General features: G+C 61.6%; 15 protein-coding genes. 6 read left to right on the top strand and 9 right to left on the bottom strand.

The annotated features are described in order from the left end of the window. From ACKTS9_RS12590 to ACKTS9_RS12580, 3 genes are all read right to left on the bottom strand, one after another. Window positions 1-501, bottom strand: coding sequence for a GNAT family N-acetyltransferase (locus ACKTS9_RS12590; RefSeq protein WP_349215139.1), 501 nt, complete (start codon window positions 499-501; stop codon window positions 1-3). Then, the gene (asnA, locus tag ACKTS9_RS12585; protein ID WP_349215138.1) at window positions 501-1,505 is read right to left on the bottom strand and encodes an aspartate--ammonia ligase; all 1,005 of its coding nucleotides are present in this window, start codon (window positions 1,503-1,505) and stop codon (window positions 501-503) included. The genes ACKTS9_RS12590 and asnA overlap by 1 nt, the downstream gene beginning before the upstream one ends. A gap of 78 nt (window positions 1,506-1,583) precedes the next feature. Continuing rightward, entirely contained in the window at window positions 1,584-2,939 is a 1,356-nt protein-coding gene (locus ACKTS9_RS12580) for an MATE family efflux transporter (protein WP_407881175.1), read from the bottom strand. A 123-nt stretch (window positions 2,940-3,062) separates the two neighbouring features. Between ACKTS9_RS12580 and ACKTS9_RS12575 the strand changes: the two genes are divergently transcribed. Continuing rightward, on the top strand, window positions 3,063-4,034 hold the full coding sequence (locus ACKTS9_RS12575) for a Gfo/Idh/MocA family protein (RefSeq protein WP_407881173.1): 972 nt from the start codon (window positions 3,063-3,065) through the stop codon (window positions 4,032-4,034). A gap of 46 nt (window positions 4,035-4,080) precedes the next feature. Here the strand turns inward: ACKTS9_RS12575 and ACKTS9_RS12570 are convergent, their stop codons facing one another. After that, window positions 4,081-5,079 (bottom strand): ABC transporter substrate-binding protein, encoded by a 999-nt coding sequence (locus ACKTS9_RS12570; RefSeq protein ID WP_349215135.1) that lies wholly within the window; start codon window positions 5,077-5,079, stop codon window positions 4,081-4,083. A 139-nt stretch (window positions 5,080-5,218) separates the two neighbouring features. On the opposite strand from ACKTS9_RS12570, the gene ACKTS9_RS12565 reads away from it, so the two are divergent. Further along, complete coding sequence (locus ACKTS9_RS12565) at window positions 5,219-5,563, top strand: cupin domain-containing protein (protein WP_349215134.1); 345 nt, start codon at window positions 5,219-5,221, stop codon at window positions 5,561-5,563. Between the two features lie 3 nt (window positions 5,564-5,566). On the opposite strand, the gene ACKTS9_RS12560 is transcribed toward ACKTS9_RS12565, so the two are convergent. The 3 genes from ACKTS9_RS12560 to ACKTS9_RS12550 all read right to left on the bottom strand — a co-directional run bounded on the left by ACKTS9_RS12560 (window position 5,567) and on the right by ACKTS9_RS12550 (window position 7,588). Next, window positions 5,567-6,385: an ABC transporter permease gene (locus ACKTS9_RS12560; RefSeq protein WP_349215133.1), complete on the bottom strand. Its 819-nt coding sequence runs from the start codon at window positions 6,383-6,385 to the stop codon at window positions 5,567-5,569. Beyond that, window positions 6,372-7,139, bottom strand: coding sequence for an ABC transporter ATP-binding protein (locus ACKTS9_RS12555; protein WP_349215132.1), 768 nt, complete (start codon window positions 7,137-7,139; stop codon window positions 6,372-6,374). Before ACKTS9_RS12555 ends, ACKTS9_RS12560 begins: the two co-directional genes overlap by 14 nt. A 155-nt stretch (window positions 7,140-7,294) precedes the next feature. Continuing rightward, complete coding sequence (locus ACKTS9_RS12550; RefSeq protein ID WP_407881167.1) at window positions 7,295-7,588, bottom strand: hypothetical protein; 294 nt, start codon at window positions 7,586-7,588, stop codon at window positions 7,295-7,297. Between the two features lie 127 nt (window positions 7,589-7,715). On the opposite strand from ACKTS9_RS12550, the gene ACKTS9_RS12545 reads away from it, so the two are divergent. Further along, window positions 7,716-7,988 carry a helix-turn-helix domain-containing protein gene (locus tag ACKTS9_RS12545; protein ID WP_407881164.1) on the top strand — a complete coding sequence of 91 codons (273 nt, stop codon included), beginning with the start codon at window positions 7,716-7,718 and terminating at the stop codon, window positions 7,986-7,988. 40 nt (window positions 7,989-8,028) lie between these two features. Here ACKTS9_RS12545 and glpK read toward each other — a convergent pair whose 3' ends face one another. Beyond that, window positions 8,029-9,519, bottom strand: coding sequence for a glycerol kinase GlpK (gene glpK / locus ACKTS9_RS12540; protein WP_349214033.1), 1,491 nt, complete (start codon window positions 9,517-9,519; stop codon window positions 8,029-8,031). A gap of 19 nt (window positions 9,520-9,538) precedes the next feature. Continuing rightward, window positions 9,539-9,889, bottom strand: a complete 351-nt coding sequence (locus ACKTS9_RS12535) for a RidA family protein (protein WP_349214035.1) — start codon at window positions 9,887-9,889, stop codon at window positions 9,539-9,541. A gap of 163 nt (window positions 9,890-10,052) precedes the next feature. Between ACKTS9_RS12535 and ACKTS9_RS12530 the strand changes: the two genes are divergently transcribed. The 3 genes from ACKTS9_RS12530 to ACKTS9_RS12520 all read left to right on the top strand — a co-directional run bounded on the left by ACKTS9_RS12530 (window position 10,053) and on the right by ACKTS9_RS12520 (window position 14,778). Beyond that, window positions 10,053-11,444 carry a D-alanyl-D-alanine carboxypeptidase family protein gene (locus tag ACKTS9_RS12530; RefSeq protein ID WP_349214036.1) on the top strand — a complete coding sequence of 464 codons (1,392 nt, stop codon included), beginning with the start codon at window positions 10,053-10,055 and terminating at the stop codon, window positions 11,442-11,444. 56 nt (window positions 11,445-11,500) lie between these two features. Next, window positions 11,501-12,955, top strand: a complete 1,455-nt coding sequence (locus tag ACKTS9_RS12525; RefSeq protein ID WP_349214038.1) for a nicotinate phosphoribosyltransferase — start codon at window positions 11,501-11,503, stop codon at window positions 12,953-12,955. 62 nt (window positions 12,956-13,017) lie between these two features. Beyond that, window positions 13,018-14,778 carry an ABC transporter ATP-binding protein gene (locus tag ACKTS9_RS12520; RefSeq protein ID WP_349214040.1) on the top strand — a complete coding sequence of 587 codons (1,761 nt, stop codon included), beginning with the start codon at window positions 13,018-13,020 and terminating at the stop codon, window positions 14,776-14,778. Window positions 14,779-14,789 lie beyond the last annotated feature (11 nt).

Here is a 14,789-nt window from a genome sequence, read left to right as displayed (position 1 = left end):
TCATTCGGTTCTTTGATAGGCCAGCCGCTGGCTCCCGTCGGAGCGCAGGCGGATGACACCGCAGTACACAAACCCGTTCTTGGCCAGCGCCCGCTGCATGGGAGCGTTGTCCCGGTGGGTGTCCATGCGCAGATTGGGACACCGGGCAAAGCACCAGTCCATACAGAAACCGGCCGCACCCCGGCCCGGCACCGCCACGGCCACCCGGTGCAGCACCCCATAGGGGCCGTCCGCCTTCCACGCGCCGTCAATGTGCGCGTAATCCGGTTCCGTCTCTTCCCCGCTGACGGGCGGGCGGAACAAAAAGGCCGCGCACAGGGTCTGTCCGTCCTCGCACACATAGCTCTCGCCCCGGGCGGCGTCCTCTTCCAGCATGGCGCGGGAAGGATAACCCGCCCGCCACTGAGTGGGGTTGCCGTTCTCCGCCATAAAGCGACGGGCGTCGGCGTACAGTGCCTCCAGCCGGGGCAGATCCTCTGCCACGGCGCGCCGCACGGTCATCACAGCAGCACCACGCCCGCGGCCTCACAGGCTTCGCGGGTGGCTTTGTCCCACAGGGACACCTGCACCTCGCCCACATGGGCCTTGCCCAGCAGCAGCATGCACAAACGGCTCTGGCCGATGCCGCCGCCGATGGTCAGGGGCAGTTCATCCCGCAGAAGCGCCGCGTGGAAGGGCAGCTTTGCCCGCTCCTCGCATCCAGCCAGCCGCAGCTGGCGGGCCATGCTCTCGGCGTCCACACGGATGCCCATGCTGGAGATCTCCAGCGCGCAGCCCAAGGGTTCGTGCCAGAACAAAAGGTCGCCGTTCAGCTGCCAGTCGTCGTAGTCCGGGGCGCGGCCGTCGTGGGGTTTGCCGCTTTTCAGCGCGCCGCCGATCTGCTCCACAAACACCGTTTTATACTCTTTGCACACGGCGTTCTCCCGCTCTTTCGGGGTCAGGTCCGGATACTTGTCCTCCAATTCCTGACTGGTGAAGAAGGTCACGTCCCGGCACAGGGTGGTGTCCAGTGCGCCGAACTGCCATTTCAGCTCGTCCAGCGTGCCGCAGATGGCGTTGACGATGTCCTGCACCGTGCGGCGCAGGAAGGCCTCGTTGCGCATCTCCCGGCTGATGACCTTCTCCCAGTCCCACTGGTCCACATAGATGGAATGCAGATTGTCCATCTCCTCGTCCCGGCGGATGGCGTTCATGTCCGTCACCAGGCCGTTGCCCACGTGAAAATCGTACTCGTGAAGCGCCAGGCGCTTCCATTTGGCCAGGCTGTGCACCACCACGGCCTCGCGCCCGATGGCGGGCACGTCAAAGGTCACCGGCCGCTCCACGCCGTTCAAATCATCGTTCAAACCCGTGGCCGGGTCCACAAACAGCGGCGCGGTGACGCGCTTGAGATGCAGCGCGGCGCACAATTTGGTTTGAAAAATCTGTTTGATGAGGCCGATGGCCTTCTGGGTGTCGTACAGTCCCAGAACCGGCGCATAGCCCTGCGGAATCACTGTTCCCATGGTTTCTTCCCCCTCTGTGCGGCCCGAAAGCGGCCGCTTTGTTCTTTATTATAAGGGACGCGGACGTGACGGTCAATTCTAGATCACTTTTTTCTCTTTCCACTTGCCCCGGGCAAACCGGATGACAAAGCAGACGGACCGGAAGGCCCAGTCCAGCAGCATGGCGATCCAGATGCCTACCGCGCCCATGCCCATCTGCGCACCCAGCAGATAGCCGGACCCGAACCGGAACGCCCAGATGGAAAAGATGGACACCGACATGGTGAACCGCACGTCTCCGGCGGCGCGCAGCGCGTTGGGCAGCGTAAAGGACGCGGGCCACAGCAGCATGGCAAAACCGTCGTGGATCCACACCAGCGTTGTGGCCAGGGCCGCCGTCTCGGGCGAAAGGGTATACAGCCCCAGCAGGAAGGGCAGCCCCAGCAGAATGGATGCATTCAGCACGCCGCCCATGAGATACACAAGCCCCAGCAGTTTTTTGGCGTAACGGGACGCCTGGCGGGTGTCTCCCGCGCCAATGCAGCGGCCCACCACGGTGATCATGGCCAGGTTGATGGCGTCGCCCGGGATGCAGCCCAGGCCGTCCAGATTGTTGGCCACCGCGTTGGCCGCGATCTGCACGGTGCCGAAGCCGGCGATGATGGCCACCACCATGATGCGGCCCAGCTGAAACAGACTGTTTTCCACGGCACTGGGAATGCCGATGCGCAAAATCTTGCGCACCAGAGCCCCGTCGGGGCGGCGGGCCTGGGACAGGCGCAGCGGCAGCGGATTTTCCGCCCGGCACAAAAGTCCCGTCAGCGCGATGCAGCCCAGCACACGGGCCAGCAGCGTGGGCAGAGCCACGCCCGCCACGCCCAGGTGCAGCACGTACACGCACAGGGCGTTGCCCGCAATGTTGAACACGTTCATGCCCGCGCTGATGAGCATGGAGATGCGGGTGTTGTTCTGGCAGCGGAACAGCGCGGCCGAGGCGTTGTACACCGCCAGGAACGGATAGGACAGCGCGGTGATGAGCCAGTACAGCATGGCCGCGTCCATCACGTCGTCCTCAATGGCGCCGAAGGCAAGGCGCAGAATGGGCGCCCGCAGGCTCACCGCCAGCAGCGCCACTGCCAGCGAGATCAGAATGGTCAGCAGCACCAGCTGCCCGGCCGAGCGCTGGGCCTCGTCCCTGCGCCGCGCGCCCAGAAACTGGCTGGTGACCACGGCGCCGCCGGTGGCCAGCGCCGCAAACAGGTTGGAAATCAGCAGGTTCAGCATGTCCACCAGCGACACGCCTGAAACCGCCGCCTCGCCCACCGCCGAAACCATCATGGTATCGGCCATGCCCACGGCCACCACCAGAATTTGTTCGATCACCAGCGGCACCAGCAGGCTGCGCAGCTGCGCATTGGAAAACAGCGGTTTGTCCGCCTGTAAAGCACTCGTCATAGGTCTTTCACACTCCCCGGATACCGTTATACCACGTTCGGAACCAAATGAGAAGAGAAAAAGGACTTTTCCCCCGGCCCGCACGGGTGTATAATGAAACAAAAAGCCTTGGAGGACGTTTTTATGCTTCGTTTTGCCATTCTGACCGCGGGCAACATCGCCCACCACATGGCCCGGACTGTGGCAGCCGTGCCCGGTGTGGTGGAGCCCTACGCCATTGCCGCCCGGGACAAACAGCGCGCCGCAGACCTGGCCGCTGAGTGCGGTTTTGCCAAAAGCTACGGCAGCTACGAGGAACTGATGGCCGACCCCCTCGTGGACGTGGTATACATCGGCAGCACCCACAACCTGCACGCGCAGCATGTGCGCATGGCCCTGAACGCGGGCAAGCATGTGCTGTGTGAAAAGCCCCTGACCGTGAACGCCGCCCAGGCACGGGAGCTGTTCGCCCTGGCGGATGAAAAAAACCTTCTGCTGACTGAGGCCACCTGGACCCGCTTCCAGCCTGCGGCCCGTGCGCTGCGGGAGATTTTGGATTCCGGCGAGATCGGCCGGGTGGTGGGTCTCACCGCCAACATGGGCTGCGCGGTGGCCCACAAACCCCGCATCGCCTTGCCGGAATTGGCGGGCGGCGTGCTGCTGGACCTGACCATCTACCCGCTGACCATTGCGGACATCGCCCTGGGCCAGCCGCTGGGCGCACCCAAAGGCCTGTGCGCGAAGAACGAAAACGGGCTGGACGTGCAGGAAGCCGTGCAGCTGGAATACGAGGGCGGCCGGCTGGCCAGCTTCTTTGTCAGCGGCCGCGCCGTGCTGGACAACACCGCCACGGTGTGGGGCGAACAGGGCCGCGTGACCCTGGAGGCCGATTTCTGGCACACCCAGGCGCTGACCGTGGAGAGTCCCAGTGGCCTGCGCCGCGTGGAACTGCCCTTCGACGCCACCGGCTATGAGTACGAAGTGCGGGCTGTGGCCGCGGCGCTGGAAAGCGGCGCCCGGGAGTGCCCCGACATGCCCCGGTCCGCCACGCTGCGAATTCTGGAGCAGATGGACGCCCTGCGCGCCGCATGGGGCATCCGCTATCCTTTTGAATAAGCATCCCAAAAGGCCGGGTTCTGCGAACCCGGCCTTTTTCTGCGTCTTATTGCTCCATGGCCTTTTCGGCGAAGGTGTTGTTCACCACTTCTTCCCAGGGGGCGGTCTGGGTCAATTCGCCCGCCTCGGTCATCACGGTCTGCAGCAGATCAAAACTCTCCCTCGTCATCACCGGGTCCGTGCTGTATGCGCCGATGTCCTTGTAGCGCTGCACCGCGCTTTCCAGCAGCTCCAGATCCGTGTCGGCAAAGCTGTCCTGCACCGCTTCGGCCACTTCCCGGGCGGTGTGCTCCTGCACCCACTGCTGGCCCTTGTACACGGCGTTGGTAAACCGCTGCACAAGGTCCGCGTTCTCCGCCAGATAGCTCTTTTTGGCAAAATAGGCGGTGTACGGGATCTCGCCGGCCTCGTCGCCTACAGCCGCCACGATGTAGCCCTTGCCCTCAGCCTGCACGGCGCTGGCCGTTGGCTCGAACATGGTCACGTAGTCCCCGGTGCCGCCCAGGAACGCGCCGGTCATGTTGTCAAACTGCACGCTGGTGTCCAGGTTCATGTCCGTGGCGGGGTCCATGCCGTTTTTGCGGATGGCGTACTCAAAGGCCATATAGGGAACGCCGCCCTTGCGGCCGGGCAGAATGTGCGCGCCCTTCAATTTGTCCCAGGTGAAGGCGTCGTCCGACTGGCGGGCCACCAGAAAACTGCCGTCCCGCTTTGTCATCTGGGCGAACACCTGGGTGAAGTCCTCTTTGCCCTCGTTGTATACGTAGATGCTGGCCTCCGGCCCTGCAAAACCGATGTCGATGCTGCCGGAGAGCACCGCGCTCATCACCTTGTCGGCGCCGCCTCCGTTGGACAGCTCCACGTCCAGGCCTTCCTCCTCAAAGAAGCCCAGCGCCATGGCCGCGTACTGGGGTGCGTAAAAGATGGAATGCGTCACCTCACACACCGTGACTTTCTCCAGCGAAGCCTCGCTGCGCCCGCAGCCCGTCAGGGCGCCCAGGCACAGAACCGCCGTCAGGGCCAGGGCAATCATCTTGTTTCTCATAGACTATACACCTATCCTTTCTATGTATGCAGAACGGCACGCGCCGCCTCTGTCGCTTGAATGGGGCCTTTTGCCCCTTTTCAACGCCTGTTTTTTCGCTATACTGAAGATAGGAACTTTTGGAAGGAGTGCAACGACCATGGAAAAGCGCTATGAAAAAACTTCTCTTCTGGACATTTCTCCCACCCCGTGTCCCTGCGGGTCCGCCCGCCGCGCCTTTGCCGACCTGCCGGGAAGCGCCGCCTCGCTTCACTGCGTGGAGATCAAGCAGGATTCCCGCGTTCACTACCATGTGCACCACACCGAGATCTATCTGATTCTGGAGGGGACCGGCCACATGGAGCTGGACGGCGAACAGGTCCCGGTCAAACCCTTTGACGCCGTGTACATCCGCCCGGGCTGCCGCCACCGCGCGGTGGGGCAGCTGAAGGTCATCAACATTCCCATCCCCGCCTTTGACCCCGCGGACGAATATTTTGACTGACCGTTAAGCGCCGCGGCCCCAGCGGCGTTCCGCCAGGCGCTGGGCCAGCACCACGCTTTCGTACATCAGCGCGGCCAGCACTGCCAAAATCAGAACGCTGGACATGACCAGATCCAGCTGGAACACCTGCCCGCCGTAGACGATCAGGTAGCCCAGGCCCGCTTTGCTGACCAGGAACTCGCCGGCGATCACCCCCACCAGCGACAGGCCGATGTTGATCTTCAGCGAATTGAACAGGGTGCTCAGGTTGGCAGGCAGCACGATTTTTGCAAAGATCTGCCGTTTGGAAGCCCCGAACGTGCGGGCCATTTTGATCAGTTCCGGGTCGGTGGAGCGGAAGCCGGCCAGCATTTCCAGCACCGTGACCACCAGCGAAATGGCCAGTGCCATGAAGATGACCGCCCGGGTGCCCGCCCCGGCGATCAGAATGATGACCGGCCCCAGGGCGATTTTGGGCAGGCTGTTGAGCACCACCAAGTACGGTTCCGCCACACTGGAGGCAAAACCCGACCACCACAGCACCACCGCGATGACGAGCCCCAGTATCACGCCCAGCAAAAAACCCGTCAGCGTCTCGTACAGAGTGACGCCGATGTGCACCAGCAGATGGTTTTGGGACATGTTCAAAAGGGTCTCCAGAATTCGTGTGGGCTGACTGAGAATGAAACTGTCGATGATGCCCACCCGGGCCAGCCCTTCCCACAGAAGGAAAAACGCCGCCAGTATGCCGATTTGGCAGCCGAGTACCCGCCGTTTGCGGCGACGGCGGCGGCTGAGGTACTCCGCGCGCTCGCGGGAGACCCCGGTTTCATGTTGTCTCATTTTGGCTCAGCTCTTTCCATATGTAGTCAAAGTATTTGGCGAAATTCGGATGCGAGCGGCAGCCCAGGGGCGTGCGCTGCGGCCCGAAGTCGATGGGCAGAATGTCCTGCACCCGGGCGGGCCGTGCAGACAGGATCATGACCCGGTCGCCCATGCTGATGCTCTCGGGAATATCGTGGGTGACCATCAGTGTGGTGACGCCTTCCTTTTTCAAAATGGCGTACACATCGTCGGTGACGGTCAGCCGCGTCTGATAGTCCAGGGCTGAAAACGCCTCGTCCAGCAGCAGAATGTCCGGTCCTGCCGCCAGCGTGCGGATCAGCGCGACGCGCTGGCGCATGCCGCCCGACAGCTGCCGCGGATATTTTTCCACAAATTCCGCCAGGCCGTAGGTCTCCAAAAGCCGCACGGCCCGCTGCACATTTTCGGGCGTTTTGGCCTGCTGGATCTCCAGCCCGAACAGAACGTTGTCCAGAATGGTGCGCCATTCCAGAAGATTGTCGCGCTGCAGCATGTATCCCACATGGGGCGATGTGCCCGTCACCACCTCGCCCTCTACCAGCACCCGGCCGCCCGTGGGCTTTACCAGCCCGGCAATGACCGACAAAAGCGTACTTTTGCCGCAGCCGGACGGCCCGACGATGCTGAGGAACTCCCCTTTTTCCACCCCGAAGCTGACGGATTCAAAGGCATTGATCTCGCCGTTTTCCGCCTGATATTTTTCACTTACGTTTTCCGCACGCAAGATTTCCATGTCCGGCCCTCCTTCCGTTTATTATCAGTACATGCAGACAACGCGTTTTTTGCGCCAGAGAACGGAAGATTTTTCAAAAAACAGCCCGGGCGGGCCCTTTTTCGCCCCGAAAACGCAAAGAGGCCGCGGTCCGATGACCGCGGCCTCTTTATTCGTCACTGAGTCTTTCCGCACCCGTATTCGTACATTTTGAAGGCAACTTTTTCCCCCAGCTCCTCATAACATTCCACCAGCTGCAGCAGATCCGCGTCCTCTTCGCCGGTGCCAAGGCGCCTGCCCAGACGGCGCCGGGCGGCATAGGCTTGCTCCAGCAGCGCCGAACACTCGCTGCCCGGTTGGAACAAGCTCTCTACTTCCTTTGCTTCCGGCGGAAAATAGTTCCTGAGATCGTACATTCCCAACAGCAATTCGTAAATACGCCTGGCTTTCAAATCGGTCGCGTTGTTCACTTTGCTTCTCCTTTTCCTTTTGTTAAAATACTTGTTCATGTTGAACAGTGTTTACCAATATTGTCTCCATTCTAACATAAAATAATGAATGTTGAACAGTATTTACCAATTTGAACGGGAGGCCGATGTGTTCAAGATCAAAGCGGATGACGGAACCAACAATCTCTGCGGTGCCAATGTGCGCCGCATCCGACTTTCCAAAACGCCTCGCCTTTCACAGCGGGGGCTGGCGGCGCGCCTTCAGGTGATGGGATACGACGTGGACCACCACATGATCCGCCGCATTGAGACCGGCGAACGTTTTGTCACAGACATCGAACTGGCGCTGCTGGCACAGGCATTGAACACCAGCATCAACGAGCTTTGCCGCGCGCCGGAGGAACCGAAAAAAGCGCCCTGACCGCATCGGGTCAGGGCGCTTTTTGCTTTGAATGTACCGTTTATTCCGGTGCGGTCCAGTTCCGGGCGCGGCCCACCGCTTTTTCCCAGCCGGCCACCTTGCGGGCGGCGGTCTCGGGCTCCATCTGAGGCTGGAACGCGCGGTCCAGCGTCCATCGGCCGCGGATCTCGTCCAGATCCTTCCACACGCCCACGGCCAGCCCCGCCAGGTACGCGGCGCCCAAGGCGGTGGTCTCCCGCACTTTGGGGCGCTCCACCGCCATGCCGGTGATGTCCGCCTGGAACTGCATCAGCAGATTGTTGGCCGAAGCGCCGCCGTCCACTTTCAGCGCGGCAAACCGGGCGCCGCAGTCGGCCTGCATGGCCTCCAGCACGTCCCGGGTCTGATAGGCGATGCTCTCCAGCGCCGCCCGGATGATGTGGTTCCGGTTCACGCCGCGGGTCAGGCCCACAATGGCGCCCCGGGCGTACATGTCCCAATAAGGCGCGCCCAGGCCCGTGAAGGCGGGCACCACATACACGCCCGCGCAGTCCTTCACCTTTCCCGCAAAATACTCGCTGTCGGCGCTCTCGTTGATCAGGCGCATCTCGTCCCGCAGCCACTGAATGACCGCGCCGCCCACAAACACGCTTCCTTCCAGCGCATAGCGCACCTTGCCATCCAGGCCGATGGCCACGGTGGTCAGCAGGCCGTTTTTGCTCTCCACAGGCTGGTCCCCGGTGTTCATCAGAAGGAAGCAGCCGGTGCCGTACGTATTCTTGGCTTCGCCCCGCTCAAAGCAGGCCTGGCCGAACAGCGCGGCCTGCTGGTCGCCGGCGGCGCCCGCCAGCGGCACTTTGGCGCCTCCCATCTCCACATAGCCGTACACACAGCTGGAGTCCCGCACTTCGGGCAGCATCTCCATGGGGATGTCCAGCCAGGAGCAGATCTCCGGGTCCCACTGCAGGGTGTGGATGTTGAACAGCATGGTGCGGGACGCGTTGGTCACGTCGGTGACGTGCACATGGCCGTCCGTCAGTTTCCAGATCAGCCAGGTGTCCACGGTGCCGAACAGCAGTTCGCCCTGCCGGGCCTTTTCCCGGGCGCCGGGCACATTGTCCAGAATCCATTTGATTTTGGTGGCGCTGAAATAGGCGTCGATGAGCAGGCCGGTCTTCTGCTTGATGGCCTCGCTTTTTCCCTGGCGCTCCAGCTCCTCGCACAGGCCTGCGGTGCGGCGGCACTGCCACACGATGGCGTTGTACACCGGGCGGCCGGTGCTCTTTTCCCACACGATGGTGGTCTCGCGCTGGTTGGTGATGCCGATGGCGGCGATGTCCTTGGCGGACAGGCCGCTGCGGGCCAGCACCTCGGTCATCACGCCGTACTGGCTGGCATAAATTTCCATGGGATCGTGTTCCACCCAGCCCTCGCGGGGATAGATCTGTGCATATTCCTTCTGCGCGATGCCCACAATGTTCTGCGCGTCGTCAAAAATCACCGCCCGGCTGGAGGTGGTACCCTGGTCCAGCGCCATGACGTACTGCTTCATAGAGCCGCCTCCTTTTCCGTTACCGCAGCGCGGCGATCAGCGAGATTTTCACCTTGTATTCCGGCACGGCCAAATGCCCCTCGGTCACGCTGCGCACAGGTTCGAACCCGTCTGCGACCCACTGGTCCCACACGGCGTTGAACGCACCGTAATCCGCCATGTCCGCCAGAGTGATGGTGGCGCTGATCACGCGGCTGCGCTCTGTGCCGCCGCGGCACAGAATGTCGTCCAGCTGTTTGAGAACGTCCTGGGTCTGTGCGGTGATGTCCCCCGCAAGATCGGTGGTGGTGATGCCGCTGGTGTACAGCAGATCGCCATACGCCACGCTCAGCGCGCGGCGGCCGTTGGTGCCGTTTCGTTTGATTTCCATAGTGCCATCCTTTCCGGCGGTGCGCCTGCACAACGCCAAAAAACTTTTCATTTCCTGTGAATCCTGCTATAATACTTTTAATTATATGCCCTTTTTGGCAGGCCGCAGGAACTTTACACTTGATTCTGCGTTCATTCTAACATTTTTTGCGAGGAAATGCCATATGAAAAAATGCGCCGCCTGCTTTGCCGCCCTGGTGCTGCTGGTCGTGGTCTGCGCGTCGCCCGCCATGGCCGCGGGCTTTGAGCTGCCCGAGACCGTGAGCCTGACGGCAGCCGAGGTCTACCTTGTCAATCTGGACACGGGCATTGTGGTGTATGAGAAAGACGCCGACACGCCCCGCAGCATTGCCAGCCTGACCAAAATGATGACCGCCCTTCTTCTGATGGAACAGGTGGGGGATCTGGAGAACACGATGATCACGGCCGAGCGCTCTTTGTACACGGGCGCCATCATCGAAGAGGGCTCTTCCACCGCGGACATTCAGCCCGGCGAAACGGTCCGGGCGCTGGACATGCTGTACGCCATGATGCTGCCCAGTGCCAACGAGGCCGCCGAGGCCGTGGGCTATTATCTCAGCGGCGGAAACCTGAACAACTTTTACGCCATGATGAATGCCCGCGCCAAGGAGCTGGGCTGCACCAACACCCAGTTCACCAGCACCAACGGTCTGGTGGACATGGACGGCGGCAACTACTCCACGGCCCACGATTTGTTTTTGATTGCCCAGGAGTGCTGGAAGCATGAAATTTTCCGCACGGTGTGCGGCACCTCGCTGTACTGGATGCCCTTCACGGACAACGCCAAGCACTCCACGGCCGCCTATCCGGAGCAGAATCCGGACGCGGCTTACTTCATCACCACCACCAACCGGATGATCCAGCCCTCGTCGGGGGTTTACCGCAGTTATATCAAAGGCATCAAGACCGGCTCCACTTACGCGGCCGGGCGCAACTTTGTCTCCGCCGCGGTGAACGACAACGGAGAGAGCTTCATCGCCGTGGTTCTTGGCTGCCCCTGGGACGCGGCCGAAGACGGGTACGCCTACAGTTTTCACGACACCGCCGCGCTGTACGACTGGGTGTTTGACAATTTCTCCGTGCGCCCCGCGCTGGAGACGGACGTTCCCATCACCGAAGTGAAGGTGAATTACTCCGCGGACGTGTCCTCGCTGAAGCTGTACCCCGCCAGCGACATGAAGACCATTCTGCCCAACGACAGCGGCGATCTGATGGAATATTCCTTCGACGTGCCTGCCGACGGAGTGGACGCGCCCCTGTCCCAGGGCGACAAAGTGGGCACCCTGACGCTGAGCCTGTCGGGGCAGGTGATCGGCACCGTGGATCTGGTGGCCGGGCAGGACGTGAGCCGCAGCCTGTTTCTGTACGGGCTGGCCCTTGTGAAAAGCGCGCTGACCAGCACGTACGTGAAAGTGGTTGCGGTGCTGACAGTGCTGTTCTTCACCGGATACGGACTGCTGTTCTGGTATGTGAACAAGAAAGAGGCCGAGCGCCGTGCCCGCCGCCGGGACCAGCGCGGACCGCGCAAACCGTGACCAACCGCCCGCGGGCGGAACAATACACCCAAACTGAAAGAAAGCCGGGATCATTTATGACCAATATCAACCAGGAGCGCAACCTTACCCTTTTGATGGATTTTTACGAGCTGACCATGGCCGCGGGCTATTTTGAGGAGGGCTACGCCGACAAGGTCGGCGTGTTTGACATGTTCTTCCGCAAAATTCCCGACGATGGCGGCTTTGCCATCGCGGCCGGACTGGAGCAGTTCTGCCAGATCATCGACAATCTGCACTTCTCCGACGAGGACATCGCCTATCTGCAGAGCAAGGGCTGTTTTTCCCAGCGCTTCTTGGACTACCTGCGGAATTTCCAGTTCCACTGCACCATCTGGGCGGTGGAAGAGGGCACGCCCATCTTCCCGGGCGAACCCATCGTCATTGTGGAGGGCCCGGCCATTGAAGCACAGCTGATCGAAACGCTGCTGCTGGTCACCTTCAATCACCAGAGCCTGATCTGCACCAAGACCAACCGCATCGTGCGGGCCGCCAAAGGCCGCCCCATCATGGAGTTCGGCTCCCGCCGGGCCCAGGGATACGACGCGGCGGTACTGGGCGCCCGGGCCGCGTACATCGGCGGCGTGGTGGGCACGGCCTGCGTCATGGCGGACCGCCAGTACGGCATTCCCGCACTGGGCACCATGGCCCACAGCTGGGTGCAGATGTTCCCCTCGGAGTTCGAGGCCTTCAAGCGCTATGCGGAGCTGTACCCCGACAACTGCACCCTGCTGGTGGATACTTACAACGTGACCCGCAGCGGCATTCCCAACGCCATTCGGGTGTTCAACGAAGTGCTGGCACCCATGGGCAAGCGGCCCAAGGGCGTGCGCATCGACTCCGGCGACATCGCCTATCTGTCCAAGCGGGCGCGCCGCATGCTGGACGAAGCCGGCTACCCGGACTGCGGCATCTGCGCTTCCAACTCGCTGGACGAGTACATTGTGCGGGACCTTTTGGTGCAGGGCGCGCAGATCGATTCCTTCGGCATTGGCGAGAACCTGATCACCTCCAAATCCACGCCGGTGTTCGGCGGCGTGTACAAGCTGGCCGCCGTGAAGGACGGCGACGTGTACACCCCGAAGATCAAGATCAGCGAATCGGTGGAGAAGATCACCACTCCGCACCTGAAAAATCTGTACCGCATTTACGACAGCGAGACCGGCAAAGCCATGGCCGACTACATTACCATGTACGACGAAGAGGTGGACGTGTCCGGCGGCATCACCCTGTTTGACCCGGTGCAAACCTGGAAAAAACGCACCTTCCAGAACGTACATGCCAAAAAGCTGAACACCCTGATCTACAAGGACGGCAAGCGCGTGTACAAGAACCCCGCCCTGCCTGACATCCGCGCCTATTGCGCCGCCCAGGTGGAGACGCTGTGGGACGAGGTCACGCGGTTTGAAAATCCCCACGGGTACTATGTGGACCTGTCCCAGAAGCTTTGGGACGAACGCCAGCGCCTGCTGGACGAATTCGGAAAGAACTGATGCATCTGCCGTGGGCACACACCGCCCGCGGCAGATTTGTCCTGTCTTGAGGAGGAGCGATCATGTCTACAAAACCAGCGCCCCTGCGCCGTTTTATGCCCTATCTTCTGCGGTATAAGGGCATTTTGCTGTTTGATTTGTTCTGTGCGGCCCTGACCTGCATCTGCGAGCTGGTGCTGCCGCTGATGGTGCGCACCGTGACCAACATGGGCGCCGAAAACCCCGCCGGGCTGACGGTGGGCTTCATTGTGCGGATGGGCGCTTTATACGGCGTGCTGCGCCTGGTGGATGCGGCGGCCAACTACTTCATGGCCAACACCGGCCACGTGATGGGCGCGCGCATTGAAACGGATATGCGGCGGGACGCCTTCAGCCATTTGCAGAAGCTGTCCGACGCGTATTTTGCCAACACCAAGGTGGGCCAGATCATGGGGCGCATCACCAACGACCTGTTTGATGTGACCGAGTTCGCCCACCACTGCCCCGAGGAGTTTTTCATCGCCGCTTTGAAGGTGTCTATCTCCTTTGTGATCCTGTCCCGGGCCAATCTGCTTTTGACGTGTATCGTTTTTGCGCTGATCCCGGTGATGGCGGTGTGCTGCGCCTTTTTCAACCACCGGATGAAGGACGTGTTTCAAAAGCAGCGCCGCCAGATCGGCGAATTGAACGCCCGCATCGAGGACACGCTGCTGGGCGAACGGGTGGTAAAGGCCTTTTCCGGCGAAGAGGTGGAAAAACAAAAATTCGAGCAGGACAACTCCCGTTTTCTGAACATCAAGCGGGAGACCTACCACTGGATGAGCGCATTCAACACCACTACCCGCCTGTTTGACGGCCTGATCTATCTGGTGGTGCTGGTGGCGGGCAGCTTTTTCATGCGGGCGGGCCGCATCCAGCCCGGCGACCTGGTGGCCTACATGATGTACGTGACCACGCTGCTGACCACCGTGCGCCGCATCATCGAATTTACCGAGCAGTTCTACCGGGGCCTGACCGGGGTGGAGCGCTTCTGCGAGATCATGGACGCGGACGTGGACATTCTGGACGAGCCGGGGGCGGTTCCCCTGCAGAACGTGAAGGGCGATATCCGGTTTGAAGATGTGAGCTTCGAATATCCCGACGACCACCACAAGGTGCTGCACCACATTGACCTGCATGTGCGCGCCGGCGAAAAAATTGCGCTGGTGGGCCCTTCCGGCGGCGGAAAGACCACGCTGTGCAACCTGATCCCCCGTTTTTATGACCCCACCGACGGCCGCATTCTGCTGGACGGCCAGGACATCCGGTCCGTGACGCTGCAGTCGCTGCGCCGTGCCGTGGGCATCGTGCAGCAGGACGTCTATCTGTTCAGCGGGTCGGTGTATGAGAACATCGCCTACGGGCGGCCCGACGCCACCCGGGACGAAGTGATCCAGGCGGCCCGGCTGGCGGGCGCCCACGAGTTCATCACCGCTTTGCACGACGGATACGATACATACGTGGGCGAGCGCGGCGTGAAGCTGTCCGGCGGGCAGAAGCAGCGCATTTCCATTGCGCGGGTGTTTTTGAAGAATCCGCCGGTGCTGATTCTGGACGAGGCCACCAGCGCCCTGGACAACGAGAGCGAATTCGCCGTGACCCAGAGCCTGGCCCGGCTGGCCAAAGGCCGCACCACGCTGACCATTGCCCACCGGCTGACCACCATTCAAAGCGCGGACCGCATTCTGGTGCTGGGCGGAACGGGCATCGAGGAAGAGGGCACCCACGCCCAGCTGCTGGCCAAAGGCGGCGTGTACAGCCGGCTGTGGAACAGTGCGCAGGCGCTGAACGAAACCTCTCTGTGACGACCGACCAA

Source organism: Owariibacterium komagatae (genome assembly GCF_045865535.1).
Classification (GTDB): Bacteria; Bacillota; Clostridia; order Oscillospirales; family Ruminococcaceae; genus Ruthenibacterium; species Ruthenibacterium komagatae.
This window is presented reverse-complemented; position numbering and strand designations above follow the sequence as displayed.

Bases quoted from the DNA above. Each gene is read 5' to 3' on its own strand.
- ACKTS9_RS12590 (WP_349215139.1), bottom strand. From the start codon at position 501: ATGACCGTGCGGCGCGCCGTGGCAGAGGATCTGCCCCGGCTGGAGGCA.
- asnA (WP_349215138.1), bottom strand. From the start codon at position 1,505: ATGGGAACAGTGATTCCGCAGGGCTATGCGCCGGTTCTGGGACTGTAC.
- ACKTS9_RS12580 (WP_407881175.1), bottom strand. From the start codon at position 2,939: ATGACGAGTGCTTTACAGGCGGACAAACCGCTGTTTTCCAATGCGCAG.
- ACKTS9_RS12575 (WP_407881173.1), top strand. From the start codon at position 3,063: ATGCTTCGTTTTGCCATTCTGACCGCGGGCAACATCGCCCACCACATG.
- ACKTS9_RS12570 (WP_349215135.1), bottom strand. From the start codon at position 5,079: ATGAGAAACAAGATGATTGCCCTGGCCCTGACGGCGGTTCTGTGCCTG.
- ACKTS9_RS12565 (WP_349215134.1), top strand. From the start codon at position 5,219: ATGGAAAAGCGCTATGAAAAAACTTCTCTTCTGGACATTTCTCCCACC.
- ACKTS9_RS12560 (WP_349215133.1), bottom strand. From the start codon at position 6,385: ATGAGACAACATGAAACCGGGGTCTCCCGCGAGCGCGCGGAGTACCTC.
- ACKTS9_RS12555 (WP_349215132.1), bottom strand. From the start codon at position 7,139: ATGGAAATCTTGCGTGCGGAAAACGTAAGTGAAAAATATCAGGCGGAA.
- glpK (WP_349214033.1), bottom strand. From the start codon at position 9,519: ATGAAGCAGTACGTCATGGCGCTGGACCAGGGTACCACCTCCAGCCGG.
- ACKTS9_RS12535 (WP_349214035.1), bottom strand. From the start codon at position 9,889: ATGGAAATCAAACGAAACGGCACCAACGGCCGCCGCGCGCTGAGCGTG.
- ACKTS9_RS12530 (WP_349214036.1), top strand. From the start codon at position 10,053: ATGAAAAAATGCGCCGCCTGCTTTGCCGCCCTGGTGCTGCTGGTCGTG.
- ACKTS9_RS12525 (WP_349214038.1), top strand. From the start codon at position 11,501: ATGACCAATATCAACCAGGAGCGCAACCTTACCCTTTTGATGGATTTT.
- ACKTS9_RS12520 (WP_349214040.1), top strand. From the start codon at position 13,018: ATGTCTACAAAACCAGCGCCCCTGCGCCGTTTTATGCCCTATCTTCTG.